This window comes from Rubrivivax sp. JA1055, assembly GCF_020966565.1.
Lineage (GTDB): Bacteria > Pseudomonadota > Gammaproteobacteria > Burkholderiales > Burkholderiaceae_C > Rubrivivax > Rubrivivax benzoatilyticus.
On record NZ_JAJKFP010000006.1, the window covers coordinates 1,345,508 to 1,369,031 of the forward strand.

The 23,524-nt window shown below is 72.3% G+C and carries 23 protein-coding genes and 1 tRNA gene; 13 read left to right on the forward strand and 11 right to left on the reverse strand.

Going from position 1 to position 23,524, the window contains the following annotated elements:
• Positions 1-244: 244 nt before the first annotated feature.
• Both LOC65_RS15550 and LOC65_RS15555 read right to left on the reverse strand, forming a co-directional pair.
• Positions 245-1,984, reverse strand: coding sequence for an MFS transporter (locus LOC65_RS15550; RefSeq protein ID WP_230248171.1), 1,740 nt, complete (start codon positions 1,982-1,984; stop codon positions 245-247).
• Between the two features lie 31 nt (positions 1,985-2,015).
• Positions 2,016-2,942 carry an alpha/beta hydrolase gene (locus tag LOC65_RS15555; protein WP_009858169.1) on the reverse strand — a complete coding sequence of 309 codons (927 nt, stop codon included), beginning with the start codon at positions 2,940-2,942 and terminating at the stop codon, positions 2,016-2,018.
• Positions 2,943-3,040: 98 nt separating this feature from the next.
• Between LOC65_RS15555 and LOC65_RS15560 the strand changes: the two genes are divergently transcribed.
• Positions 3,041-3,433: a YchJ family protein gene (locus tag LOC65_RS15560; RefSeq protein ID WP_230248172.1), complete on the forward strand. Its 393-nt coding sequence runs from the start codon at positions 3,041-3,043 to the stop codon at positions 3,431-3,433.
• On the opposite strand, the gene LOC65_RS15565 is transcribed toward LOC65_RS15560, so the two are convergent.
• From LOC65_RS15565 to LOC65_RS15575, 3 genes are all read right to left on the reverse strand, one after another.
• Positions 3,430-4,506 (reverse strand): exo-alpha-sialidase, encoded by a 1,077-nt coding sequence (locus LOC65_RS15565; protein ID WP_230248173.1) that lies wholly within the window; start codon positions 4,504-4,506, stop codon positions 3,430-3,432. The genes LOC65_RS15560 and LOC65_RS15565 overlap by 4 nt on opposite strands.
• Positions 4,507-4,518: 12 nt before the next feature.
• Positions 4,519-4,782: a MoaD/ThiS family protein gene (locus LOC65_RS15570; protein ID WP_230248174.1), complete on the reverse strand. Its 264-nt coding sequence runs from the start codon at positions 4,780-4,782 to the stop codon at positions 4,519-4,521.
• Positions 4,783-4,916: 134 nt separating this feature from the next.
• Positions 4,917-5,816, reverse strand: a complete 900-nt coding sequence (locus LOC65_RS15575) for an aldo/keto reductase family oxidoreductase (RefSeq protein ID WP_230248175.1) — start codon at positions 5,814-5,816, stop codon at positions 4,917-4,919.
• A gap of 91 nt (positions 5,817-5,907) precedes the next feature.
• On the opposite strand from LOC65_RS15575, the gene LOC65_RS15580 reads away from it, so the two are divergent.
• Positions 5,908-5,983 (forward strand) — tRNA-Ala (locus LOC65_RS15580).
• Between the two features lie 90 nt (positions 5,984-6,073).
• Here LOC65_RS15580 and LOC65_RS15585 read toward each other — a convergent pair.
• The 3 genes from LOC65_RS15585 to LOC65_RS15595 all read right to left on the reverse strand — a co-directional run bounded on the left by LOC65_RS15585 (position 6,074) and on the right by LOC65_RS15595 (position 10,014).
• Entirely contained in the window at positions 6,074-7,648 is a 1,575-nt protein-coding gene (locus LOC65_RS15585; protein ID WP_230248176.1) for a methyl-accepting chemotaxis protein, read from the reverse strand.
• Between the two features lie 147 nt (positions 7,649-7,795).
• Positions 7,796-8,488 (reverse strand): MarC family protein, encoded by a 693-nt coding sequence (locus LOC65_RS15590; protein ID WP_009858175.1) that lies wholly within the window; start codon positions 8,486-8,488, stop codon positions 7,796-7,798.
• A complete protein-coding gene (locus tag LOC65_RS15595; RefSeq protein WP_009858176.1) occupies positions 8,488-10,014 on the reverse strand; it encodes a BCCT family transporter in 1,527 nt (508 codons plus the stop codon). The genes LOC65_RS15590 and LOC65_RS15595 overlap by 1 nt, the downstream gene beginning before the upstream one ends.
• 525 nt (positions 10,015-10,539) lie before the next feature.
• Here LOC65_RS15595 and LOC65_RS19505 point away from each other — a divergent pair.
• From LOC65_RS19505 to gloA, 9 genes are all read left to right on the forward strand, one after another.
• Entirely contained in the window at positions 10,540-11,202 is a 663-nt protein-coding gene (locus tag LOC65_RS19505; RefSeq protein ID WP_276525103.1) for an energy transducer TonB, read from the forward strand.
• Positions 11,203-11,298: 96 nt separating this feature from the next.
• Positions 11,299-12,105, forward strand: a complete 807-nt coding sequence (locus LOC65_RS15610) for a MotA/TolQ/ExbB proton channel family protein (protein WP_029718621.1) — start codon at positions 11,299-11,301, stop codon at positions 12,103-12,105.
• Between the two features lie 96 nt (positions 12,106-12,201).
• Positions 12,202-12,642, forward strand: a complete 441-nt coding sequence (locus LOC65_RS15615; RefSeq protein WP_009858179.1) for a biopolymer transporter ExbD — start codon at positions 12,202-12,204, stop codon at positions 12,640-12,642.
• A 12-nt stretch (positions 12,643-12,654) separates the two neighbouring features.
• A complete protein-coding gene (locus LOC65_RS15620) occupies positions 12,655-13,083 on the forward strand; it encodes a biopolymer transporter ExbD (protein WP_029718622.1) in 429 nt (142 codons plus the stop codon).
• A gap of 151 nt (positions 13,084-13,234) precedes the next feature.
• Positions 13,235-14,431, forward strand: a complete 1,197-nt coding sequence (locus tag LOC65_RS15625) for a hypothetical protein (protein WP_230248177.1) — start codon at positions 13,235-13,237, stop codon at positions 14,429-14,431.
• A 113-nt stretch (positions 14,432-14,544) separates the two neighbouring features.
• Positions 14,545-15,519, forward strand: a complete 975-nt coding sequence (locus LOC65_RS15630; protein ID WP_009858182.1) for an MBL fold metallo-hydrolase — start codon at positions 14,545-14,547, stop codon at positions 15,517-15,519.
• 191 nt (positions 15,520-15,710) lie between these two features.
• Positions 15,711-17,360 (forward strand): PAS domain-containing methyl-accepting chemotaxis protein, encoded by a 1,650-nt coding sequence (locus LOC65_RS15635; protein ID WP_230248178.1) that lies wholly within the window; start codon positions 15,711-15,713, stop codon positions 17,358-17,360.
• 103 nt (positions 17,361-17,463) lie between these two features.
• Positions 17,464-18,252, forward strand: a complete 789-nt coding sequence (locus LOC65_RS15640; RefSeq protein ID WP_009858184.1) for an SDR family NAD(P)-dependent oxidoreductase — start codon at positions 17,464-17,466, stop codon at positions 18,250-18,252.
• A gap of 30 nt (positions 18,253-18,282) precedes the next feature.
• Positions 18,283-18,699 carry a lactoylglutathione lyase gene (gene gloA / locus LOC65_RS15645; RefSeq protein WP_230248179.1) on the forward strand — a complete coding sequence of 139 codons (417 nt, stop codon included), beginning with the start codon at positions 18,283-18,285 and terminating at the stop codon, positions 18,697-18,699.
• Between the two features lie 37 nt (positions 18,700-18,736).
• On the opposite strand, the gene LOC65_RS15650 is transcribed toward gloA, so the two are convergent.
• Positions 18,737-19,369 carry a bifunctional 4-hydroxy-2-oxoglutarate aldolase/2-dehydro-3-deoxy-phosphogluconate aldolase gene (locus tag LOC65_RS15650; RefSeq protein WP_230248180.1) on the reverse strand — a complete coding sequence of 211 codons (633 nt, stop codon included), beginning with the start codon at positions 19,367-19,369 and terminating at the stop codon, positions 18,737-18,739.
• A complete protein-coding gene (gene edd, locus LOC65_RS15655; protein WP_230248181.1) occupies positions 19,360-21,174 on the reverse strand; it encodes a phosphogluconate dehydratase in 1,815 nt (604 codons plus the stop codon). Before edd ends, LOC65_RS15650 begins: the two co-directional genes overlap by 10 nt.
• A 178-nt stretch (positions 21,175-21,352) precedes the next feature.
• Here edd and LOC65_RS15660 point away from each other — a divergent pair, with 178 nt between their 5' ends.
• Entirely contained in the window at positions 21,353-22,069 is a 717-nt protein-coding gene (locus LOC65_RS15660) for a gamma-glutamylcyclotransferase (RefSeq protein WP_164962042.1), read from the forward strand.
• On the opposite strand, the gene LOC65_RS15665 is transcribed toward LOC65_RS15660, so the two are convergent.
• A complete protein-coding gene (locus tag LOC65_RS15665) occupies positions 21,958-22,560 on the reverse strand; it encodes an NTP transferase domain-containing protein (RefSeq protein WP_009858189.1) in 603 nt (200 codons plus the stop codon). The two genes, LOC65_RS15660 and LOC65_RS15665, sit on opposite strands and share 112 nt — an antisense overlap.
• Positions 22,561-22,718: 158 nt before the next feature.
• Between LOC65_RS15665 and pdxH the strand changes: the two genes are divergently transcribed.
• The gene (gene pdxH, locus LOC65_RS15670; RefSeq protein ID WP_164962041.1) at positions 22,719-23,351 is read left to right on the forward strand and encodes a pyridoxamine 5'-phosphate oxidase; all 633 of its coding nucleotides are present in this window, start codon (positions 22,719-22,721) and stop codon (positions 23,349-23,351) included.
• The last annotated feature ends 173 nt before the right edge of the window (positions 23,352-23,524 follow it).

A 23,524-nucleotide genomic window follows, 5' to 3' on the forward strand; every position in this document is an offset into this window, starting at 1 on the left:
CAGAGGGCGCAGACGGCAGCACCGCAGCAGCCGGCACGGCCCCCTCGCCGGCCGGCGCGGGCGGTGCGGGTGGAGCCGGCGGAGGCGGCGCCGGCCGCGGCCGCCGCGCACGCCGCCCCTCCGCCGGCACGGCGGCCGGCGGCGACGGGGCGAACAGGGGCAGCGTCTCCATGAGGGAGACTGTATGCCCATACAGTATTCGCCGCAAGCACCGGAAACCGCAGCCAGCGGCATCCGGTCACGTTCAGCCGGGCACCGCCTCCAGCGACAAGACGGCCGGTCGTCCCGGCACGAAGCCCACCGCCAGCACCGGCACCGGTTGGCGAGCGACGAGCGCGGCCTGCGTCGCCGCGCGCCCGGCCTCGTCGGCGACGAAGAGGCCGACCAGTTCGCCGGCGGCCAGCGCCTGCGCCGCACGCTCGACGGCTTCGGCGTGCGCCGCCGCGTCCTCGTGCGCCGGCACCCAGGCGACGGCGCCGGCGCGGCGCAGCAGCGCGCCCAGGCCCGGGCCGGCGAGGCGCTGCCGGTCGACGACCCAGCGCAGCGGCCGCGGCCCGGCGGCCGCCGGCAGCAGCAGGTCGGCGCCGGCCGGCGCCGGGCCGACGAGCAGCGCGGCGCCGTCGGCCGGCGGCAGCACCGAGCCAGTCACACGCAGCCGGCGCACCAGCCGCCCGTGCAGCAGCGCGCGGCAGCGCAGCAGGTACTCGGGCACGAACCAGAACACGGCCCCGGCGACGAGCGCGTTGACGACGCCGGCGACGAGGAACACACCCGGGATCGACAGCCCCGCGCCCAGCAGCGCACCGGCACCCAGCGCGCTGGCGATCATGAACAGCGCGTTGAGGATGTTGTTGGCGGCGATGATGCGGGCGCGGTGCGTCGCCGGGCTGCGCAGCTGGATCAGCGCGTACATCGGCACGCTGTAGACGCCGGCGGCCAGCGCCAGCAGCACCAGGTCGGCCATCACGCGCCAGTGCGCCGGCTGGGCGACGAAGGCGGAAACCGGCATCAGCGCCGAGGCCGGCAGCGCGTGGGCGGCGAAATACAGGTCGACGGCGAAGACGCTCATGCCGGCGGCGCCCAGCGGCACCAGGCCGATCTCGACGTGGCGCCGCGACAGCGTCTCGCACAGCAGCGCGCCGACGCCCACGCCCACCGAGAACAGCACCAGCAGCAGCGAAGCCACCTGCTCGTCGCCGTGCAGCACGTCCTTGGCGAAGGCCGGGAACTGCGACAAGAAGACCGCGCCGAAGGCCCACATCCACGAGATGCCCAGCAGCGAGCGGAAGACCACCAGGTCCCCGTGCGCCAGCCGCAGGTTGCGCCAGGTCTCGCTGAACGGGTTCCAGTTGATCGTCAGGTCAGGCTGCGGCGCCGGCGAACGCGGCACGGCCTGCGCCACCAGCCGGCCGAGCAGCGCCACGCCCAGGCAGGCGGCGGCCACCAGGCGCGCGCCGGCCTCGGGCACCGCCATCAGCAGGCCGCCGGCCAGGTTGCCCAGCAGGATGGCGACGAAAGTGCCCATCTCGACCAGGCCGTTGCCGCCGGTCAGCTCACGTTCGTCCAGGTGCTGCGGCAGGTAGGCGTACTTCACCGGGCCGAACAGCGTCGAGTGCAGCCCCATGCCGAAGACGCAGGCCAGCAGCATGACGGCGTCGGTGCGCACGAAGCCCCAGACCGCGGCGGCCATGATCGCGATCTCCAGCGACTTGACCCAACGCGCCAGCAGCGCCTTGTCGTACTTGTCGGCGAGCTGCCCGGCGGTGGCCGAGAACAGCACGAAGGGCAGGATGAAGACCGCGCCGATCACCAGCCCGGCCAGCGACGGCGGCATCCAGGCCAGCTGCAGCTCGTAGGTCGCCATCACCGTGAAGGCGAACTTGAACAGGTTGTCGTTGCCGGCACCGAGGAACTGCACGGCGAAGAACGGCGCGAAGCGGCGCTGGGCCAGCAGCGCGAACTGGTTCGGGTGGCCGCCGCTCATCGGCGCCCCTGCGGCTGCAGCCGGCGCACCGTCAGGCCGCCACCGGCGCCAGCGCCTCGCGCAGGAAGCCGCCGGCCAGCGCGAGCGCGGTGTGCGCCTCGTCGAGCACACGCCCCATCGTCACGAAGCCGTGGATCTGGCGCTCGAAGCCGACGTACTGCACGCGGTTGCCGGCCGCCGACAAGGCGTCGGCGTACTGCAGGCCTTCGTCGCGCAGCGGGTCGTGGCCGGCGGTGATGACCAGCGCACGCGGCAGCCGGCTCAGGTCGGGCGCCAGCAGCGGCGAGGCGCGCCAGTCGGTCCACTGCGCCTCGTCGGGCACGTAGTGGCCGCGGAACCAGGCGATGCTGTCGTTCGTCAGCAAATAGCCCTGGCCGTTGGCGGCGTGCGAAGGCGCGACGGCGCGCATGTCGGTCACCGGGTAGATCAGCAGTTGCGCGGCCAGCGGGTCGTGGGCATCGCGTGCGGCGATCGCCGCCACCGCAGCCAGGTTGCCGCCGGCGCTGTCGCCGCCGACGGCCACACGCGCAGGGTCGATGCCGAGTGCGGCGGCTTCGCGCCGCGCCCAGCGCACGGCGGCGACGGCATCGTCGACGGCGGCCGGGAAACGGTGCTCGGGCGCCAGGCGGTAGTCCACCGACAGCACGGCGCAGCCCGAGGCCAGCGCCAGCGTGCGGCAGACGACGTCGTGCGTGTCCAGGTCGCCGATCGTCCAGCCGCCGCCGTGGAAGTAGACGAGCAGCGCCAGCACACCCTCGGCCGGCCGGTACAGGCGCAGCGCGAGGCCGGCGTCGGTGGCCAGGTCGCGCACCTCGGCCACCGACGGAGGCTCGGGCTGGGTGAAGGCGCGGCGCTCGGCGTAGAAGCGCCGGGCCTCGGCCGGCTGCAGCGTGTGCACCGGCGGCACACGCTTGTCGATCATCAGGTCCAGCAGCGCGCGGGCTTGGGGGTCGAGCATCGGGAGTTCCTGGCGGGACGGTGGCGTGCACGCGACGCGTGCGGCGGCCGGCGGCGCCGAGTGTAGCCAGCGCATCCCGGCCGCACGGCCGCCGCCGTATGCTCGCGCCGCCCGAGGACGAGACGATGACCCCCTGCCCCTGCGGCCTGAAGGCCGACTACGAGAACTGCTGCGGCCGCTGGCATGCCGGCGCCGCGGCGCCGAGCGCCGAGGCGCTGATGCGCTCGCGTTACAGCGCCTACGTGCTGGCGCTGGAACCCTATCTGCTGGCCACCTGGCACGCCAGCACGCGGCCACAGAGCGTCGAGTTCGAGCCCGGCCTGAAGTGGCTGGGCCTGGAGGTCCGCCGCGCCCGCGAAGACGGCGACGCCGCGACGGTCGAGTTCGTCGCCCGCAGCAAGCTCGCCGGCCGCGCCTTCCGGCTGCACGAGACCAGCCGCTTCGTGCGCGAGGACGGCCGCTGGTACTACGTCGACGGCGAGATGCGCTAGCCGAAGCGCAGCGCGTGGATCGGGGGCAGCGTCGTCGCCACCGTGTGCCACTGCTCGCCGCCGTCGACGCTGGCCCACAGGCCGCCGGTCGTGCTGCCCAGCAGCAGGCTCGTGCCGTCGGCAGCCACGTCCAGCGCGTGGCGGTAGACGAGTTCGTAGCAGTCGCGCTGCGGCAGCCCGGCGCGCAGCGTCTCGAAGCTGGCGCCGCCGTCGCGTGTGCGGTTGACGGCCAGCGCGGCACCGACCGGCACGCGGCATTCGTCCTTCACCGCGGGCACGAACCAGGCGGTGTCGGGGTCGCGCGGGTGCACCGCGACGGCGAAGCCGAACGAGGACAGCGGCGCCTGCACAAGCTGCCACGAGCGCGCACCGTCGCCCGAGCGCCAGATGCCGTTGTGGTGCTGGCACCAGAGCACCTCGGGTGCCGCGGCGCAGCGCACGATGCGGTGCGGGTCCTGCACCGCCGGGTCGTCGGCACGTTCGGGCGGCATGTACTCGGCGTGCATGCCGCTCGCCGCCAGCGCCCAGCTCGCGCCGTCGTCCTCGCTCGCCCAGGCGCCGCCGCAGGACACGCCGACCAGCAGCGCGCCCGGCCGCGACGGATCGGGGCAGATCGAGTGCAGCCCCGGCACCTCGTAGCCGCCGCCGAACCACTCGGCGCGGCCGGGCGCGCGCCACAAGGCCTCGACCAGCCGCCACGAGGCGCCGAAGTCCTCGCTGCGGAACAGCCCGCCGGGCAAGGTGCCGGCCCAGACGGTGTCGCGGTCGCGCTCCAGCGTCCAGACCTGCATCAGCGTCCAGGCCGGGCCGGGCGCGCCTTCGGGCTGCGGCGGATAAACGGGGGCGGCGACCTCGTGCCAGCTCGCGCCGGCGTCGTCGCTGGCGTGCAGCTTGACGCCGAAGTGACCCAGGTTCAGCGCCGCCAGCATGCGGCCGCGCGCGTCGGGCGGCAGCAGCGCCGACACCGGCTCGCCGAGGAAGGAGACGCCGGCCACGCGCCAGGCGCCGGCGCCGTCGTGGCGCAGTTCGAACAGGCCCTTGCGCGTCGCGGCCCAGGCGCGGTCGTGGTCCATCGTGGTCCCCTTTCAGCCTCCGGACAGCGCCTGCAGCACGTGCACCGTGCTGGCGGGCGCGAGCGTGTCGTCCAGCGCCGTGCGGCGCCGCCCGTCGACGAAGACGGCGACGTTGGCGCGCAGCGCGCCCTGATCGTCGAGCACGTAGCCGCGCAGCCGCGGATAGTGCTCGAACGCGGCGTCCAGCGCCTCGCCCAGCGTGGCCGCGTCGGCCTGCACCGCATCGACCGGGCCGACGAAGCGGGCGAGCTGCGGGGTGAAGACGACACGCGGCACCGCCGCATCATGCGGCGCCGAGGCCACCGCGCCGAACGCGAGACCGCGCCGCCGTCAGGGGATCACGGGAGCACCCTTCGGCCTGGCGCCCGGTCCCGCCAAGCGGGAACGAGCCCCGGACAAGTCCTGAGGTCTCAGGCCACCTCGTGACCCATGCTCGCCTGCCAGACGCGGTACCAGGCCTCGGCCGGCAGGCGCAGCGCGAGCGCCGCGGTCGCCTCGGCCAGCGCCTCGATGCGCGACGAGCCGGTGATCGGCACCGGCCGCGACGGGTGGCGCAGGATCCAGGCATAGGCGACGGTCGCCGCCGAGACACCGTGCTCGGCGCCCAGCGCCTCGAGCACTGCGCGCACGCGCCGCGCCTGCTCGTCGTCGCCGCGGAACAGCCGGCCGCCGCCCAGCGGCGACCAGATCATCGGCGGCAGGCCCAGGTCCAGCGCCTGCTCCAGCGTGCCGTCGGCCAGCGCCTGCATCTGCAGCGGCGACAGTTCGATCTGGTTGGTGACCAGCGGGAACCGCCGGTGCAGCAGCGCGAACTGCGACGGCGTGTGGTTGGAGACACCGAAGTGCAGCACCTTGCCGGCGCGGCGCAGCGCGTCGAAGGTGGCGGCGACCTCGTCGGGGTCGGCCAGCAGATCCGGCCGGTGCAGCAGCAGCAGGTCCAGCCGGTCGGTGCGCAGCGCCCGCAGCGAGGCCTCGACCGAGGCGACGATGTGGTCACGCGAACTGTCGTAGGACTTGATCGCATGCGCCGGCCGCGCCTCGCCGACGAGCTTGATGCCGCATTTGCTGACCAGCCGCAGCCGCTGGCGCAGCCCCGGCGCGGCGGCCAGCGCCTCGCCGAACAGCGCCTCGACGCGGTAGCCGCCGTAGATGTCGGCGTGATCGAAGGTCGTGATGCCGAGCTCGAGCGTGCGCTCGATCCAGCGCACGCGCGCCGCGACGTCCAGGCCCCATTCGTGCAGCCGCCAGCAGCCGGCGACGATGGGCGACAGCAGGCCGTCGTGCGGCTCGTTCGAGGTGTTCGGGTCCATGCGGCGACGATAGCGCCGCGGGCGGGCGGACACGTCGCGGGCATCGACTTGATGACAAGCCCGTTTTTGGTGCTATACTGCTAGCTGTTTCGGGGGCGTAGCTCAGCTGGGAGAGCGTCGCGTTCGCAATGCGAAGGTCAGGAGTTCGATCCTCCTCGTCTCCACCAAAACAACGAAGCCGCTGATCGCAAGATCAGCGGCTTTTTCGTTTCCGGCTCGCCGCAGGAGCCGCCCTCGGGCGGCTGTGCGGCGCGGGGTCAGGCGAGGGCGCGTGCCGCCGCGGCGTCGAGCTTGAAGATCGACACCACACGCGCCAATTGCTGAGCCTGCACCTTCAGGCTCTCGGCCGCGGCCGCGCTTTCCTCGACCAGCGCAGCGTTCTGCTGCGTCACCTGGTCCATCTGGCTCACCGCGTCGCCGACCTGCTGGATGCCGCTGCTCTGCTCCGTGGTCGCCGAGCTGATCTCGCCGACGATGTCGCTGACGCGCCGGATCGACCCGACGATCTCGTCCATCGTCTGGCCGGCGCGGTCGACCAGCGACGCCCCCTGCCCGACCTGCTCGACGTTGCGCGTGATCAGCGCCTTGATCTCCCGGGCCGCCTCGGCACTGCGCTGGGCCAGCGTGCGCACCTCGCCGGCGACGACCGCGAAACCACGGCCCTGCTCGCCGGCGCGCGCCGCCTCGACCGCCGCGTTGAGCGCCAGGATGTTGGTCTGGAACGCGATACCGTCGATGACGCCGATGATGTCGCCGATCTTGCGGCTGGAGTCGCTGATGCCGGCCATCGTCGTCACCACCTGGCCGACGACCTCGCCGCCCTGGGCGGCGACCTGCGCGGCAGCCCGGGCGAGCTGGTCGGCCTGGCGGGCGTTGTCGGCGTTGTTGCGCACCGTGCTGCCCAGCTCGTCCATCGTCGCCGCGGTCTGCTGCAGCGCGCTGGCCTGCTCCTCGGTGCGGCCGGACAGGTCCTGGTTGCCATGCGCGATCTGCGTCGACGCGGTGACCACGCTGTCGCTGCTGGCGCGCACCGTGCCGACGATCTGCGACAGCTCCTCCTTCATCGTGCGCAGCGCCGCCAGCAGCTGGCCGACCTCGTCCTTGGACGAGCCCTCGACCCGGGCCCCCAGATCCCCCGCCGCGACCGCCTGCAGCGCGAGCACGGCCTCCTGCACCGGGCGCGTGATGGACCGGGTGATGACCAGCCCGCCGACGGCGGCCAGCAGCACCGAGGCGAAGGTCACGCCCAGGATCACCGCCTGGGTCCAGGCGTAGGTCGCGGATGCGGCCTCGACGTCCTGCTCGGCCGCATGCAGTTGCAGCTCGGTGATCTCGGCGATCTTGGCGCTGATCGGGTCGACGCTGTCGTACAGCGCGCCGTCGAACTGGCCGAGCTGGCCGGCGGCGGAGCCCGACAGCGCCTGCAGCGCCTGGCGCACGCGTTCGATGTCGCGGTTCGCCGGCTCGAACAGCTGCTCGGCCTCGCGCGCCAGTCGCGCCTCCTGTTCGGTGAGCCGCGTGCCCATGTAGTCCTTCCAGGACCGGGCGATCACGCCCTGGGCCGCGGTCAGCTGCTGGACGGCCTCCTGGGCTGGCATGCGCCCGGCGTTGGCCTTGTTCACCGCGTCGATGACGTTGACGGCATAGGCATCGGCGATCAGCTTGAGCTGCTTGAGCGGCACCACGCGGTCGCCGTAGACGGACTCCAGCCGCGCCTGCGTGGCCTGCAGGCTGCTCAGGCCGATCACCCCGGTCACGGCGAGCAGCACGACGAGGCCGAGAAATGCGCTGCCCAGGCGCACGCCGATGCGGATGTCACGAAGAAGTCCCACGAATCCCCCAAGGAATGCTGGCTGCGAAAGCCGGTCCAAGGAGCCTGATGGTTTACTCCCCAGCGTTTGCCGCTGTATCGGCAGCCAGCGGATGCGCTTGAGGACGCCGCACGGCAACATCGCACGCTGCGGCGCACCGGCCGGCCGCTACAGCGGCCGCAGCACGCTCAGCAGCAGCTCGCTCACCCCGTCCCAGACGATCTGCACGCCCAGGCACAGCAGGATGAAGGCCGACAGGCGCAGGAAGACCACCGCGCCGGCCTCGCCCAGCGGGCGCAGCAGCAGCCGGGCGTAGCGGAAGGCGACGTAGAGCACGACGCCGATCAGCACCAGCGCGGCGATCGCCCCGCCCATGCGCGCCAGCGACACCGAGATCGTCGTGTCGTGCAGCGCCACGCCGACGGTGATCGCCGCAGCGATCGAGCCCGGCCCGCAACTGATCGGGAAGGTCAGCGGGTAGAAGGCCTGGCGCCGCGCCTGCTCGGGCGTGAAGGCCTGGGCGATGTCGCTGCGGGACTCGATCGTCGCCGGGGTGACGCTCAACATGCGCCAGGCGGTGGCGGCGACGATCAGGCCGCCGCCGACACGCACGATCGGCAGCGAGATGCCGAAGAAGTCCAGCACGTAGGAGCCGACCAGCATCGAGCCGACGAGCAGCGCGAACATGTTGCGCGCGATGCGCCGCGCCAGCAGCGCCCGCGTCGTGTCGCTTGCGCCTTCGGTCAGGCCGAGGAAGATCGGCGCCGTCGCCGCCGGGTTGACGATCGGCAGCAGCGTCGCGAGCGCGAACAGCAGCCCCTTGCCGAACGCCAGCAGCAGCGCCCCGGCCTCGACGCCCATCAGAGCGGGCCCGGGCCGACCATCTCGCGCAGGCGCCGCCGCAGTTCACGCTCGCGGCGCTGCTCGGCCTGCCAGTCCTCGCGCACCGCGCGCCACAACGCGGCGGTCATCAGCACGATGACCAGCGTGAACGGCAGCGCGAAGACGATGGTCGCCGTCTGCACCGCCTTGATGCCGCCGGACAGCAGCAGGCTGGCGGCGATGCCGGCCACGAGCAGGCCCCAGACGAGCTTGACGCGCCCCTTCGGGTCGGGCTCGCCCTTGGAGCTCATGATGCCCAGCACCAGCGTCGCCGAGTCGCCCGAGGTGACGAAGAACACCAGCACCAGCACCGTGGCCACGACCGACATCACGGTGCCCAGCGGCAGCGCGTCGAACATCGCGAACATCGCCGTCGAGACGTCGGCCTTGACCGCGTCGGCGATCGGCACGCCGCCGAAGATCTGCAGGTTCAGCGCCGTGCCGCCGAAGATCGCGAACCACAGGAAGCCGGCCAGCGTCGGCGTGAACACCGTGCCGATGACGAACTCGCGGATCGTGCGGCCGCGCGAGACGCGGGCGATGAACAGGCCGACGAACGGCGACCACGCGATCCACCAGGCCCAGTAGAAGATGGTCCAGCCGCCGACCCAGCCGCTGTCGCGGAACGGCGTCATGCGCAGGCTCATGCGCACGAACTCGCTGGCATAGGCGCCCAGCGTCGTCGTGAAGGTGTCGATGATCGCCACCGTCGGGCCGACGGCGAAGACGAACAGCGCGAGCGCCGCGGCGATCAGCAGGTTGACGATCGACAGCCACTTGATGCCGCGCGTCACCCCGGTGAGGGCCGAGCCCAGGAACAGTGCCGTCGTCACGGCGATGATCAGCATCTGCGGCAGCGTGCCCACCGGCACGCCGAAGACGGCGTTCAGGCCGCTGTTGATCTGCAGCGCGCCGATGCCCAGCGACGCGGCGACACCGAAGGCGGTGGCGATGACCGCGAGCACGTTGAACAGCGGCGACAGCACGCGCACGCCGCGCCAGGGCAGCGACTCGGTGGCCGAGCTGATCAGCGCGGCACGGCCGCGACGGAAGGTGAAGAAGGCGATCGCCAGCGCGACGACGCCGTACACCGCCCACGGATGCAGCCCCCAGTGGAAGAAGGCGTAGCGCATCGCGGCGTTGGCCGCCTCGGGCGTGCCCGGCGTGATGCCCGGCGGCGGTGCGACGAAGTGCGAGATCGGTTCGGCCACGCCCCAGAACACGAGGCCGATGCCCATGCCGGCGGCGAACAGCATCGCGAACCAGGTGCCGCGCGAGAACTCGGGCTCGTCGTCGTCGGCGCCGAGCTTCAGGTCGCCGTAGCGGCTGAAGGCCAGCAAGGCGCAGACGACGACGAGGCCGAGCACGACCCACAGGTACAGCCAGCCGAAGTGCACGGTGATCGTCGCCAGCGCGCGGTCGAACACCGCACCCAGCGACGCCGGGGCGACGAGGCCCCAGGCGACGATCGCCGCGATCAGGCCGGCGGACAGGAACAACTGCATCGGGAACATCCTCCTCTTGAATCTGCCGGACGCACGCCGCCGCGCAGGGGCTCCAGGGAGGAACGATGCAGGACGGGGGCGATCCGGTGGCCCGCGAAGCGCGCCCGGGCCCCTGCGGGACCGGCCGGCGACGGGCATGGTCCGTAAAGGGAGCCGCCCGACACGGCCGAAGTTCCGCACGGGAGCGCAAATTGCCGTTTTCCGGCCTCGATGTCACGGCCGGGACACCGGCTCACGGGACCGTCGGCGCGATATGCGGCGCCGGCACGGGGGTGTTCGCATAACGAACAAGCTGCGCACTCCACCCAGCGGCAGAATGCTGGCCCCGAACTTGCAAAGGTTCGTGGGCATGCCGTCGGCCCCGCGTGATCCGGGGCAAGTCACGAGACGGGACGGCTTGACTTTCGCGATATAGTCCCGCGCTTCGCGGTCGACCAGGCCGCCTGCGGTCCACGAGGCCGCGTGAGAAGTTGGTCACGGGTTCGGGCACCGGATGGCGGTGTCGGAACTCCTGGAGGATTCTGAGTGGATTACGCCCAGCAACAACGAAACCCGGGCAAGCACGCCGTTGGGATCGGCATCGTCCTCGCCCTGCACCTGCTGCTGGGCTGGGCACTGCTTTCGGGTCTAGCGCAGCGCATGGTCGAGGTCATCAAGGCCCCGATCGAGACCAAGATCATCGAGGAGGTGAAGCCGCCGGAGCCCCCGCCGCCGGAGAACCTCCCGCCGCCGCCCAAGTTCGCGCCGCCGCCGCCGTCGTTCGTGCCGCCGCCCGAGGTCAACGTGAACCCGCCGCCGACGCCGGCGCCGACGATCACGACGACCACGGTCGCGCCGCCGCCGCAGGCCGTCACGGTCCCGCGTGCCGAGGCGCCGCCGGCGCCGCGCAACGTGCGCCCGACGATCATCAGTGCCCGCTCCTGCGCGCCGACGCGCGAGGACTACCCCGCCGCGGCCGTGCGCGCCGAAGCGACGGGCACGACCAAGGTCCGGTTCACCGTCGACGCCAGCGGTCGCGTCTCGGCGTCCGAACTGGTGCGCTCGGCCGGCCCCTCGCGCGAGCACAAGCTGCTCGACCGTGTTGCCATCAACAAGCTCAGCCAGTGCCAGTTCAGGCCCGGCACCGACGAGCACGGCAACGCGATCGGCGGCCAGGCCGAAGTCGAATACGTCTGGAACCTCGAGTAGCGAGGCCCCTGTTGTTGCGCTTCGCCGCGTGGTGCGCGGCGACGCTCTTACCCACGTGCGGCGCTCGAGCCGGCGTTCTTTCCCCTTGGAGGCACGATGTCCTTGATGAAACTGATGCGATCGTCGCTGGCGGCGATGATGGTCGCGCTGGTCGCCACGTTCGGCACCCAACCCGCCCTTGCCCAGGCTGACACCGCCGCCCCGCCGGCGGCCACGGCCCCGGCCCAAGCCACCGAACACGAAGCGGTGGACAACCCCTACGGCCTGCAGGCGCTGTGGATGCAGGGCGACTTCGTCGCCAAGGGCACGCTGATCATCCTGGTCATCATGTCGATGGGCAGCTGGTACATCATCTTCACGAAGCTGTACGAGCAGCGCTCGATGATGAAGAGCGCGCGCGAGTCGGCCGAGGCCTTCTGGAAGGCGAACTCGGTGAAGGCCGGCGTCACCGCCCTCGAGGAAGGCTCGGCCTTCCGCTACATCGCCGAGTCGGGCATCAAGGCCAGCGACCATCACGAAGGCACGATGGTCGAGTCGATCGACAAGCACACCTGGGTGACGATGAGCGTCGAGCGCGCCGTCGGCAACATCCAGGGCCGCCTGACCGACGGCCTGGCCTTCCTGGCGACCGTCGGCTCGACCGCGCCGTTCGTCGGCCTGTTCGGCACCGTCTGGGGCATCTACAACGCGCTGGTGCGCATCGGCATCAGCGGCCAGGCCTCGATCGACAAGGTCGCCGGCCCGGTCGGTGAAGCGCTGATCATGACCGCCATCGGCCTGGCCGTCGCCGTGCCGGCCGTCATGGGCTACAACTGGCTGATCCGTCGCAACAAGGCCGTGCTGGACCAGGTCCGCAGCTTCAGCGCCGACCTGCACAACGTGCTGATCGCCGGCAAGCGCTGACGTGATGCCGATCGGCCGCCGCCGCCGCGACGGCCGTGCCTGCGGGCACGGCAGCGCGTGCGGCACCGGGCGGCCGTCGTCCTCCAGGAGATCGCGATGGCGATGCAAGTAGGCCCCGCCGAGAACGGCGGGGAGGAGCAGCTCAACAGCTCGATCAACACGACGCCGCTGGTGGACGTGATGCTGGTGCTGCTCATCATCTTCCTGATCACGATTCCCGTGGTCACGCAGTCGATCAAGCTCGAGCTGCCGAAGGAACGCAACATCCCGCTGCAGACCAAGCCCGAGAACATCGTCATCGCGGTCAACCGCGACGGCGAGCTCTTCTGGGGCATCGAGCGGCTGCCGGACATCGAGGCGCTGGTCACGCGGCTGAAGGTCGAGGCGGTCAAGGAACCGCAGCCCGAGGTCCACATCCGCGGCGACGGCGAGGTGCGCTACGAGTCCGTGGGCCGCGTGGTCGTGGCCTGCCAGCGTGCCGGGATCTTCAAGGTCGGCTTCATCACCGAGCCGCCGGCGGGCGCCGTGGCGCGCTGAACGGAGAACAACATGGCCATGCAAGTAGGTTCCGGCGGCGGTGACGACGACGTGATGGTGGACATCAACACCACGCCGCTGATCGACGTGATGCTGGTGCTGCTCATCATGTTCATCATCACCATCCCGATCCAGACGCACGCGGTGAAGATGAACATGCCGACGCCGAACAACGCGGCACCGCCGCCGCAGCCGCCGGAGATCATCCGCATCGACGTCGACTTCGACGGCACCATCGGCTGGAACGGCGAGATCGTGCCCGACCGCGCGGCGCTGGAAGCCAAGCTGGCCTCCGTCGCCGCCGCGGCCGACCAGCCCGAGGTGCACCTGCGCCCGAACAAGCTCGTGACCTACAAGGTCGTCGCGATGATCATGGCCAGCGCCCAGCGCCTGGGCGTGACCAAGATCGGCATCGTGGGCAACGAGCAGTTCATGAATTGAGGACCACCCCCGTAGCGGCTGCGCCGCTCCCCCTCGAGGGGGCGACGCCAGCGCACGGGCAGAGCCCGTGCGCGGCGTCCGCTTGACATTACCGCACCCCTCCACCTGGCGTGCCGTTTGCTGGCAGGCGGTTCGCCGAGGAATCCAAGAGATGAAGACCAAGCTGCGAACCCTTGCCCTCTGCCTCGTCGCCGCCGGCTGGCTGTCCGTTGCCGGAGCCCAGGGGCTGCGTGCCGAGATCGGCAAGCCGCTGCAGCAGGCCGGCGAACTGCTGAAGGCCGGCAAGGCGCGCGAGGCGCTCGCCAAGGTGCGCGAGGCCGAGAGCGTCGGCAGCCGCAGCGCCGCCGAGCAGCAGACCATCGACCGCATGAAGGCCGCCGCCGCCCAGCGTGCCGGCGACTACGCCACCGCGGCGCAGGCCCTCGAGGCGCTCGCCGCCAAGGCCAGCGGCAACGAGCTCGGCCAGCTCGCCGAGCAGCTCGCCGCCGCCTACGCCCAGCTGCGCAACAACGCCAAGGCCAGCGAGTGGCTGAACAAGGCGGTCGCGGCCGGCAACAACAGCGCCACGGTCAAGCAGATGCAGGCCTACCTGCAGTCGGCCAGCGGCGACTACAACGCGATCGCACGCGACGCCGGAGCCGCCGTCACGGCCGCCGAACAGGCCGGCCGCAAGCCCGACGAAGGCGACCTGCTGCGCCTGGCCGACGCCCAGCAGCGCACCGGCAACACCAACGGCTACGTCGGCACGCTCGAGAAGCTGGTCACCTACTACCCGAAGAAGGACTACTGGACGGCTTATCTGGGCCGCCTGCAGCGCAAGAGCGGGTTCGCGGACCGTTTTGCGCTCGACGTCATGCGCCTGAAGCTGGCCACCGGCACGCTGGGCAAGACCGACGAGTACATGGAGATGGCGCAGCTGGCGCTGCAGGCCGGCCTGCCGGGCGAGGCGCTGCGCATCGTCGAGCAGGGCTACAAGGCCGGCGCGCTGGGCACTGGCGCCGAGGCCACGCGCCATCAGCGCCTGCGCGACCTGGCACAGAAGCAGGCGACGCAGCAGAAGGCGGACATCGCCGCGCAGGCCGACGCCGCCAACGCCGAGAAGAGCGGCGACGACCTCGTCAAGGTCGGTTTCGCCTACGCCTCGATCGGCGAGGCCGAGAAGGGCGCGGCGCTGATCCAGAAGGGCATCGCCAAGGGTGGCCTGCGCCGCCCCGAGGACGCCCGGCTGCGCCTGGGCCAGGTCCAGGCGCAGGCCGGCCAGAAGGCCGCCGCCGCGCAGACGCTGCGCGCCGTGAAGGGCAACGACGGCGCCGCCGACATCGCGCGCCTCTGGCTCGCCGCCCACTGAGGCCGACCGTGCGGGGCCGCGAGGCCCTGCACGCCCGTCGCCTGGCGCGGCGCGGTGACGCGAGATAACGCAGGCGACAGCCGACGGCAGCGCCGGCGCCGACAATGCGGCGCATGACCGTCCCTGCCCTGCCCTCCTTCGTCGAGCCCTGCGGGCACGACATCTACGCCGTCGACACCGGCTTCCACCGCCCGCGTTTCGACGCCGCCTATCTGGTGCTGCACGGCGGCCGCGCCGCCATCGTCGACGCCGGCACCAACCACGCGGTACCGCGCATCCTCGAGGCGCTGGCCGCGCTGGGCCTCGCCCGCGACGCCGTCGACTGGGTCATTCCGACCCACGTCCACCTCGATCACGCCGGCGGCGTCGGCCTGCTGGTGCAGGAACTGCCGGCGGCCCGCGTGATGGCCCACCCGCGCGCCGCGCGCCACCTCGTCGATCCGTCGCAGCTCTGGGCCGGCGCCACCGCGGTCTACGGCGAAGCCGAGATGCGGCGCAACTACGGCACGCTGGTGCCGGTGCCGGCCGAACGTGTCGACACCAGCCGCGACGGTCTGCAGCTGTCGCTGGCCGGCCGCACGCTGGAGTTCGCCGACACGCCGGGCCACGCCCGCCACCACCACTGCCTCTGGGACGAGGCCTCGGCCGGCTGGTTCACCGGCGACACCTTCGGGCTGTCGTACCGCGAATTCGACACCGCCCGCGGCGCCTGGCTGCTGCCGACCTCGACGCCGGTGCAGTTCGACCCCGAGGCGATGCGTGTCTCGGTCGAGCGGCTGCTCGCACGTTCTCCGCGCTCGATGTTCCTGACCCACTACGGCCGCGTCGGCGACGTGCCGCGGCTGGGCGCGCTGCTGCTGGCGCTGCTCGACGAGATGGTGGCGCTGGGCCGGCGTGTCGCCGCGCTCGGCGACGCCCGCCACGCCGCGCTGTGCGAGGGGCTGAACACGATCTACCGCCGCAGCCTGGCCGAACACGGCTGCACGCTGGCGCCCGAGCCGCTGCGCCAGTTGCTCGAGCTCGACGTCGAGCTCAACGCCCAGGGCATGGCGGTCTGGCTGGACCGCGAGAGCGCCGGCCAGCCGTAAAAAAGCGCAACAGCGCTCAAGTCCCGAGGCCCCGGACCGAGCCCCGGAGGGCCTCGGACGCCCCGGCGAATTCGCCAAAATCAACCCACGTTTCGCACACTATTCCGCACCTCTAACATTCGCCGCATCTTTATCGTTCGCCATCGCAACCGATTCCAGCAATCACGCTGAGAACCTGCGGAGGACTGTCGATGCGCGTGAATCTGCCCGTGAGTGACGAGGAGTATCCGTTTCCTGCGGGGGAGACGCTGGTGTCGACCACCGACCTGAAAGGCCGGATCCTCTACTGCAACCCGGCCTTCATCTCGGTCAGCGGCTACGTCAAGGACGAACTGCTGGGCCAGCCGCACAACCTGATCCGCCACCCCGACATGCCGGAAGAGGCCTTCCGCGACATGTGGGCCAGCATCGGCGCCGGCCAGCCCTGGTCGGCGCCGGTGAAGAACCGGCGCAAGGACGGGCGCTACTACTGGGTGATGGCCAACGTCACGCCGCTGATGCGCGACGGTCAGCCGGTGGGCTACATGTCGGTGCGCACCGAACCGACGCGCGAGGAGGTGCAGTGCGCCGAATCGCTGTACGCCCGCATGCGCGCCGAGAAGGCGGCCGGGCAGTCGACGCTGCGTGTGGAGGCCGGCACGCCGTACCGCGCCACCGTCTGGGGCCGCCTGAAGCGGCTGAAGCGGCTGCGCCGCCATCTGCCGCTGGTGCTGGCCTCGGCGTTGTTGACCGGCAGCAGCGCGCTGATCGGCCACTACCTCGGCTGGTGCGCCGTGCTGGGCTGCGTGCTGATGGGCAGCACCGTCGGCGCGGCGCTGCTCGCCCGCCTGGTGCTGGCGCCGCTGGCACCGCTGCTGGGGTTCGCCAACCGCATGGCCGCCGGCGACCTGACCGAACGCCTGCCGGCCTTCGGCGACGACGCCTTCGGCCGTCTGTCCAAGGCGCTGAACCAGCTCAACGTGAACCTGCGCTCGATCGTGCGCGACGCCCGCAACGAGGTCGAGCACATGCGCGACGCCACCTGCGAGATCGCCAGCGGCAACCAGGACCTGTCCAGCCGCACCGAGTCGCAGGCCGCCAACGTGCAGCAGACGGCCTCGTCGATGGAGGAGATCACGAGCACGGTGCGCCAGAGCGCCACCGCCGCGTCGGAGGCCGCCAAGCTCGCCGCCGAGGCCGCCGGCGTCACGCGCCGCGGCAGCCAGGCCGTCGACGACGTCACGCGCACGATGCAGGTCATCAGCGAGTCCTCGCGCCGCATCGGCGAGATCATCCAGGTCATCGACGGCATCGCCTTCCAGACCAACATCCTGGCGCTCAACGCCGCCGTCGAGGCGGCGCGCGCCGGCGAGTCCGGCCGCGGTTTCGCCGTCGTCGCCGGCGAGGTGCGGGCGCTGGCGCAGCGTTCGGCCACCGCGGCGCGCGAGATCAAGCAGCTGATCGTCGACTCGACCGAGAAGGTCGACGCCGGCAACCGGCTCAGCAGCGCGGCGCGCACGACGATCGCCGAGGCGGTGCACACCGTCGAGCGCGTCGGCAGCGTCGTCGCCGGCATCAGCCACGGTGCCGACGAGCAGCTGCAGGGCATCTCGCAGATCAACACCGCAGTCGCCCAGCTCGACGGCATCACGCAGCAGAACGCGGCGCTGGTCGAGGAGATCGCCGCGGCGGCGATGCAGCTGCGCGCCAAGGCCAACACCGTGACCGAGGCGGTGCAGCTCTTCCACCTCGACGCGGGGCGCGGCGCGGCGCCCGCCGCAGCCGACGCCGTCGCGCTGCGCCGCAGCGCGCGCGCCCCTTCGCACGCGACCGCGGCCGCCGGCCCAGCCTGCGCCACCTGAACGAGCGGCGCCACCGCGGCCGCAGGGGTCGTCGCGCCACGCGGCCGGGGCCTGCCTACACTGCGGGTCCGTCCCAACCGCCGCGGCCCGGCCGCCCGTCCCCATGCAGCAAGGCGTTCATTTCGGCCTCGACGGCCGCGTCGTCGTCATCACCGGCGCCTCGCAAGGCATCGGCGAAGCCTGCGCCCGCCGCCTCGTGCGCGACGGCGCCGCGGTCGCGCTGTGGGACGTCGCCGACGACGCCGGCCGGCGCCTGGCCGACGAGCTGACGGCCGCCGGCCACCGCGCCGTCTACGCCCACTGCGACGTCTCGAAGAAGGCCGAGGTCGACGCCGCGCTGGCGGCGACGCTGGCCGCCTTCGGCCGTGTCGACGGCCTGGTCAACAACGCCGGCATCTTCAAGGCCGCCGACTTCCTGGCCGTCACCGAGGCCGACTGGGACGCCGTCATCGCCGTCAACCTGAAGGGTTCGTTCCTCGTCGGCCAGGCGGTCGCGCGGGAGCTGGTCAAGGCCGGCGGTGGCGCGATCGTCAACATGAGTTCGGTCAACGGCCGGCTGACGATCCCGTCGATCGCCAGCTACAACGCCAGCAAGGGCGCGATCGACCAGCTGACGCGCGTGATGGCGCTGTCGCTCGCCGACCGCGGCGTGCGTGTCAACGCCGTCGCCCCGGGCACCATCGCCACCGAGCTGGCGAAGAACGCGGTGCTGACCAGCGACGAGGCCAAGGCACGCATCCTGAGCCGCACGCCGATGAAACGCCTGGGCGAACCCGCCGAGGTCGCCGACGTCTGCGCCTGGCTGCTGTCCGACGCCGCCAGCTACGTCACCGGCGAGATCGTCGTCGTCGACGGCGGCCGCATGACGCTGAACTACACCGTGCCCGTCTAGGGGCAGGCCGGCTGCGGGAAAATCACCCGCATGAGACTGCTCCACACGATGCTGCGCGTCGGCGACCTGCAACGGTCGATCGACTTCTACACCAAGGTCATGGGCATGACGCTGCTGCGCACCAGCGAGAACGCCGCCCACGGCTATTCGCTCGCCTTCCTCGGCTACGGCTCCAACCCCGAGCACGCCGAGATCGAGCTCACCTACAACCACGGCGTGTCGTCGTACGACCTGGGCACGGCCTACGGCCACATCGCGATCGGCGTGCCCGACGCCTATGCGGCCTGCGACAAGATCCGCGCCGCCGGCGGCAACATCACGCGCGAGCCCGGCCCGGTCAAGGGCGGCTCGACGGTGATCGCCTTCATCACCGACCCGGACGGCTACAAGGTCGAGCTGATCCAGCGCGCGGAAACGGCTGCGCCCGAGGACTCGCTGCGCGCCTGACGGGGGCACCGGCGGCCAGGAGGCCGCCGGACCAAGCTCACTCTTCGCGCAGCGCCTGTGCGGCGCGCGCCAGCCGGGTGATCTGCGCCCAGTCGCCGGCGTCGATCGTCGCCTGCGGCGACAGCCACGAGCCGCCGCAGACCTTCACGTTCGGCAGCGCCAGGTACTGGCGCGCGTTCTCCGGCGTCAGGCCGCCGGTCGGGCAGAACGCGATGTCCGGGAAGGGCCCGGCCAGGGCCTTCAGCATCGGGATGCCGCCGGCCGCGGCGGCCGGGAAGAACTTCAGGAAGTCGTAGCCGTCGGCCATCGCCGCCAGCACCTCGCTGGGCGTGGCGACACCGGGCAGCAGCGGCAGCTCGATCTGGCGGCAGGCGCGGCCGATCTCGCTCGTGTAGCCGGGGCTGACGGCGAACCGCGCGCCGGCCTCGCGCGCCGCCTGGGCGTCGGCGACGCTGCGCACCGTGCCGGCGCCGACCAGCGCCTCGGGCAGCTCGCGCGCGATGCGGCGGATCGCTTCCAGCGCGGCCGGCGTGCGCAGCGTGACCTCGAGCACCCGCACGCCGCCGGCCAGCAGCGCTTCGGCCAGCGGCAGCGCGTCCTCGACACGCTGGATGACGATGACCGGGATCACGGGTCCCGGGGCGGCGAGTTCGATCGGTTTCAGAGCCATGTGACGGCGCCCTCCTCGGCGCTGCGGGCGTTGCGTCGCATGCCCGCGAACAGTTCGCGGCCCAGGTCGCGGCCGTTGGCGGCCGCCTGGTCCGGGGTGATGGTGGCCGGCGTGCGCGCAGCCCATTCGGCCGGGTCGACCAGCGCCTGCAGCGTGCCGGCGTCGGCGTCGACACGCAGCAGGTCGCCGTCGCGCACCTTGGCCAGCGGCCCGCCGGCCAATGCCTCGGGGCTGACGTGGATCGCCGCGGGCACCTTGCCCGAAGCGCCGCTCATGCGGCCGTCGGTGACCAGCGCGACGCGCCAACCCTTGCCCTGCAGCACCGCCAGCGGCGGCGTCAGCTTGTGCAGCTCGGGCATGCCGTTGGCGTGCGGCCCCTGGAAACGCACGACGGCGACGACATCGCGGTCGAGCTCGCCGGCCTTGAACGCCGCCTGCAGCGACTCCTGGTCGTCGAAGACACGCGCCGGCGCCTCGATGACGTGGCGCTCGGCCGGCACCGCCGAGACCTTGATCACCGCCCGGCCCAGGTTGCCCTGCAGCAGCTTCAGGCCGCCGGTCGGCGAGAACGGCGCGTCGGCCGGGCGCAGGATGGCCGTGTCGCCGCTGGCGCCGACCGGCGTCCAGGCGAGCGCGCCACCGTCGGTGGCCTGCGGCAGCGCCGCGTAGCGCTCCAGCCCGGGGCCGGCGATGGTCGCGACGTCGGGGTGCAGGCAACCGGCGCGCAGCAGCTCGCCGATCACGTAGCCGGGGCCGCCGGCGGCCTGGAACTGGTTCACGTCGGCGGCGCCGTTCGGGTAGACACGCGCCAGCAGCGGCACCTCGGCCGACAGCGCGGCGAAGTCGCTCCAGTCGATCGTGATGCCGGCCGAACGCGCCACCGCCACCCAGTGGATCAGGTGGTTGGTGCTGCCACCGGTGGCCAGCAGCGCGACCATCGCGTTGACGATCGCCCGCTCGTCGACGAGGCGGCCGATCGGCATGAAGTCGGCGTGCACGCCGATCGCCAGCACGCGGCGCACGGCCTCGCGCGTCAGCGCCTCGCGCAGGCCCTCGTGCGGGTGCACGAAGGCGGCGCCGGGCACGTGCAGGCCCATCGCCTCCATCAGCATCTGGTTGCTGTTGGCGGTGCCGTAGAAGGTGCAGGTGCCCGGGCCGTGGTAGGCGGCGGACTCGGCGGCCAGCAGCGCGTCGCGACCGACCAGGCCCTGCGCGTACTGCTCGCGCACCTTGGCCTTGTCCTCGTTGGCCAGCCCGGTGCTCATCGGCCCGGCGGGCACGAACACCGTCGGCAGGTGGCCGAAGTGCAGCGCGCCGATCAGCAACCCCGGCACGATCTTGTCGCAGATGCCCAGCATCAGCGCGCCGTCGAAGACGTCGTGCGACAGCGCGATCGCCGTGCCCATCGCGATCGTGTCGCGCGAGAAGAGGCTCAGCTCCATGCCGGGCTGGCCCTGCGTGACGCCGTCGCACATCGCTGGCACGCCGCCGGCGACCTGCGCGGTGGCACCGTGGCGGCGGGCTTCGTCGCGGATCAGCGCCGGGAAACCCTCGAAGGGCTGGTGCGCCGACAGCATGTCGTTGTAGGCGGTGACGATCGCGACGTTGGGCGCACGTTCGGCGACGACGCGCAGCCGGTCGTCACCCGGCAGCGCCGCAAAGGCGTGCGCGACGTTGGCACAGCCCATGCGTTCGGCCCCGCGCGGTCGGCGCGCGAGGCGGTCCACGCGTTGCAGGTAGGCCGCGCGGGTGTCGGCGCTGCGTTCCCGGATGCGATCGGTGATGGTTTGGATGGCGGGCTTCATGCTGACCTCCAGCCGTAACCATAGCACCGAAAACAAAGTAACCCGGTTACATCGCGATTTCGTGAAGGGCTTCCCGGGGACCTCGTGGCGCCGCCCGCGGCACCGTCATTGCAAGACTCTCGCTGCCGACAATGAACTCCATGACCCGGCTCTCGCGCCCCGCGGCGCGCTCCCACCCGTGAGCGCCTGTCCGCACGACCCCACCGCCCGCCTCGCGCTGCTGCGCGCCCAGTGGGGCGGGCGCGGTGACCTGTGGGTCTTCGGCTATGCCTCGCTGATCTGGCGCCCGGAGTTCGAGGCCGCCGAGCACCGTCCGGCGCTGGTGCGCGGCTGGCACCGCGCCTTTCGCATGCGCTCGCAGATCAACCGCGGCACGCCGCAGCAGCCCGGTCTGGTCTTCGCGCTGATGGCCGGCGGCGCCTGCCGCGGCTTCGTCTACCGCATGCGGCCCGAGACCGCCGACGCCGAGCTGCAACGGCTGTGGGACCGCGAGATGGTCGGCGGCGGCATCTACGACCCGCGTTTCCTGCCCTGCGAGACGCCGCAGGGCACGGTGCCGGCACTGGCCTTCACGCTCAGCCGGCGCAGCGAGCACTACACCGGCCGGCTGTGCGACGAGGAGGTGCTGGCCATCCTGCGCCACGCCCGCGGACGCTACGGCACGACGCTGCAGTACCTGGCCGAAACCGCCGCCGCGCTGCGTGACCGTGGCGTGCACGACCGCGAGATCGAGCGCCTGATGCGCCTGGCGGCCTGTGCCGGGCTGGTCGGCCGCGGCGGCGATCAGCCGGCCAGCGCGCGGCGCAACGGCCAGCGAGGGGCGTCCAGATCGTCGTCGGGGTCGACCGCGACGAGCACGCCGGCGTCGTCGACCTCGACGCCGACGGCCGGATAACGCGCCATCAGCCGGCGCGCGCCGTCGTCGCCCTGCAGCGACGCCAGTTCCGAGTACAGCTCGGCGGCGAAGCCCACCGGATGGCCGCGGCGTCCGCCATGCTGGGCATAGGACACCGCATGCGTGGCCACCGAGCCGGCGACAGCCAGGATCGTCGCCGGCCGCAGCATCGGCAGGTCGCCGGGCAGCACCAGCCAGCCGGCCGAGTCGGGGCTGTCGCGCACACCGGCGGCGATCGACTGGCCCGCGCCGCGCTGGGCGCTGGCGTCGTCGAGCACCAGCAGGTCACGCAGCGGCAGCGCCGGCCGCAGCAGCGGCACCAGGCGCTCGGTCGTGACGACGAGCACACGCAGGCCGGTCTGCAGCGCATGGGCGACGGTGGTGCCGAGCACCGTCGAGCCGTGAAGCGCTTGATCCAGCGGGTGCCGCGCCGGGTGGAAGCGCGCCCCCTGCCCGGCTGCCAGCACGACGATCGTCGGGCTCGTGTTCATGGCGCTCGCCTTCCCCGTCGACTCCCCGTGTCACGAAGAATGGCGGCGGCGGACGACGGCCGGCAGTGGGACGTTCACCTACGGCGTTCCACGTAAGGGAAGCACCGTCTGGGCACCGCCGGGCCGGGCGTCGCCGGCCCGCTTCCTATACTCGGCCCATGGACCTGGCTGCCCTCCGCAAGAGCTACGAGCGCGACGCGCTCGACGAGACCGCTTCCGACGCCGACCCGCTGCGCCAGTTCGAGCGCTGGATGAAACAGGCGATCGACGCCCAGGTGCCCGAGCCGAACGCGATGACGGTGGCCACCGTCGGCGCCGACGGCCGGCCGTCGACGCGCGTCGTGCTGATCAAGGGCTTCGACGCGCGCGGCATCGTCTGGTACACGAACTACGACAGCCGCAAGGGCCGCGAGCTGGCCGTCAACCCCCATGCCGCGCTGCAGTTCCACTGGATCGAGCTGGAGCGTGTGGTGCGCATCGAGGGCCGGGTCGAGAAGGTCGAACCCGAGCTGTCGGACGCCTATTTCGCCTCGCGGCCGCTGGACTCGCGCATCGGTGCCTGGGCCTCGCCGCAGAGCCAGGTGATCCCGTCGCGCGCGACGCTGGTCGCCAACGCGGCCAAGTACGCCGCGAGCTACGCGCTGTCGCCGCCGCGGCCGCCGCACTGGGGCGGCTACCGCCTGGTGCCCGACGGCTGGGAGTTCTGGCAGGGCCGCAAGAGCCGGCTGCACGACCGGCTGCGCTACCGCCTGGACGGCGGCGCGTGGGTGCGGGAGCGGCTGGCGCCGTAAGCCGCGACAGCGGCGCTTCGTCGCCGCCGGCCCGCGTTTCGTCGCACGGCACGCGCGCCGGCACCACCCTGGGCGCGACCATGCGCCATGGACAGCGCGCAAACCCTGTCGCGGACACTCCCGAGGCGCGGCCCGTGGCGCTCGGCGCAGAATCCGGCGTCCGCCGCCACCGG

Coding starts and splice junctions, on each gene's coding strand:
- LOC65_RS15550 (WP_230248171.1), bottom strand. CDS start 1,984: ATGAGCGGCGGCCACCCGAACCAGTTCGCGCTGCTGGCCCAGCGCCGC.
- LOC65_RS15555 (WP_009858169.1), bottom strand. CDS start 2,942: ATGCTCGACCCCCAAGCCCGCGCGCTGCTGGACCTGATGATCGACAAG.
- LOC65_RS15560 (WP_230248172.1), top strand. CDS start 3,041: ATGCTCGCGCCGCCCGAGGACGAGACGATGACCCCCTGCCCCTGCGGC.
- LOC65_RS15565 (WP_230248173.1), bottom strand. CDS start 4,506: ATGGACCACGACCGCGCCTGGGCCGCGACGCGCAAGGGCCTGTTCGAA.
- LOC65_RS15575 (WP_230248175.1), bottom strand. CDS start 5,816: ATGGACCCGAACACCTCGAACGAGCCGCACGACGGCCTGCTGTCGCCC.
- LOC65_RS15590 (WP_009858175.1), bottom strand. CDS start 8,488: ATGGGCGTCGAGGCCGGGGCGCTGCTGCTGGCGTTCGGCAAGGGGCTG.
- LOC65_RS15595 (WP_009858176.1), bottom strand. CDS start 10,014: ATGCAGTTGTTCCTGTCCGCCGGCCTGATCGCGGCGATCGTCGCCTGG.
- LOC65_RS15610 (WP_029718621.1), top strand. CDS start 11,299: ATGTCCTTGATGAAACTGATGCGATCGTCGCTGGCGGCGATGATGGTC.
- LOC65_RS15615 (WP_009858179.1), top strand. CDS start 12,202: ATGGCGATGCAAGTAGGCCCCGCCGAGAACGGCGGGGAGGAGCAGCTC.
- LOC65_RS15620 (WP_029718622.1), top strand. CDS start 12,655: ATGGCCATGCAAGTAGGTTCCGGCGGCGGTGACGACGACGTGATGGTG.
- LOC65_RS15625 (WP_230248177.1), top strand. CDS start 13,235: ATGAAGACCAAGCTGCGAACCCTTGCCCTCTGCCTCGTCGCCGCCGGC.
- LOC65_RS15630 (WP_009858182.1), top strand. CDS start 14,545: ATGACCGTCCCTGCCCTGCCCTCCTTCGTCGAGCCCTGCGGGCACGAC.
- LOC65_RS15635 (WP_230248178.1), top strand. CDS start 15,711: ATGCGCGTGAATCTGCCCGTGAGTGACGAGGAGTATCCGTTTCCTGCG.
- LOC65_RS15640 (WP_009858184.1), top strand. CDS start 17,464: ATGCAGCAAGGCGTTCATTTCGGCCTCGACGGCCGCGTCGTCGTCATC.
- gloA (WP_230248179.1), top strand. CDS start 18,283: ATGAGACTGCTCCACACGATGCTGCGCGTCGGCGACCTGCAACGGTCG.
- LOC65_RS15650 (WP_230248180.1), bottom strand. CDS start 19,369: ATGGCTCTGAAACCGATCGAACTCGCCGCCCCGGGACCCGTGATCCCG.
- edd (WP_230248181.1), bottom strand. CDS start 21,174: ATGAAGCCCGCCATCCAAACCATCACCGATCGCATCCGGGAACGCAGC.
- LOC65_RS15665 (WP_009858189.1), bottom strand. CDS start 22,560: ATGAACACGAGCCCGACGATCGTCGTGCTGGCAGCCGGGCAGGGGGCG.
- pdxH (WP_164962041.1), top strand. CDS start 22,719: ATGGACCTGGCTGCCCTCCGCAAGAGCTACGAGCGCGACGCGCTCGAC.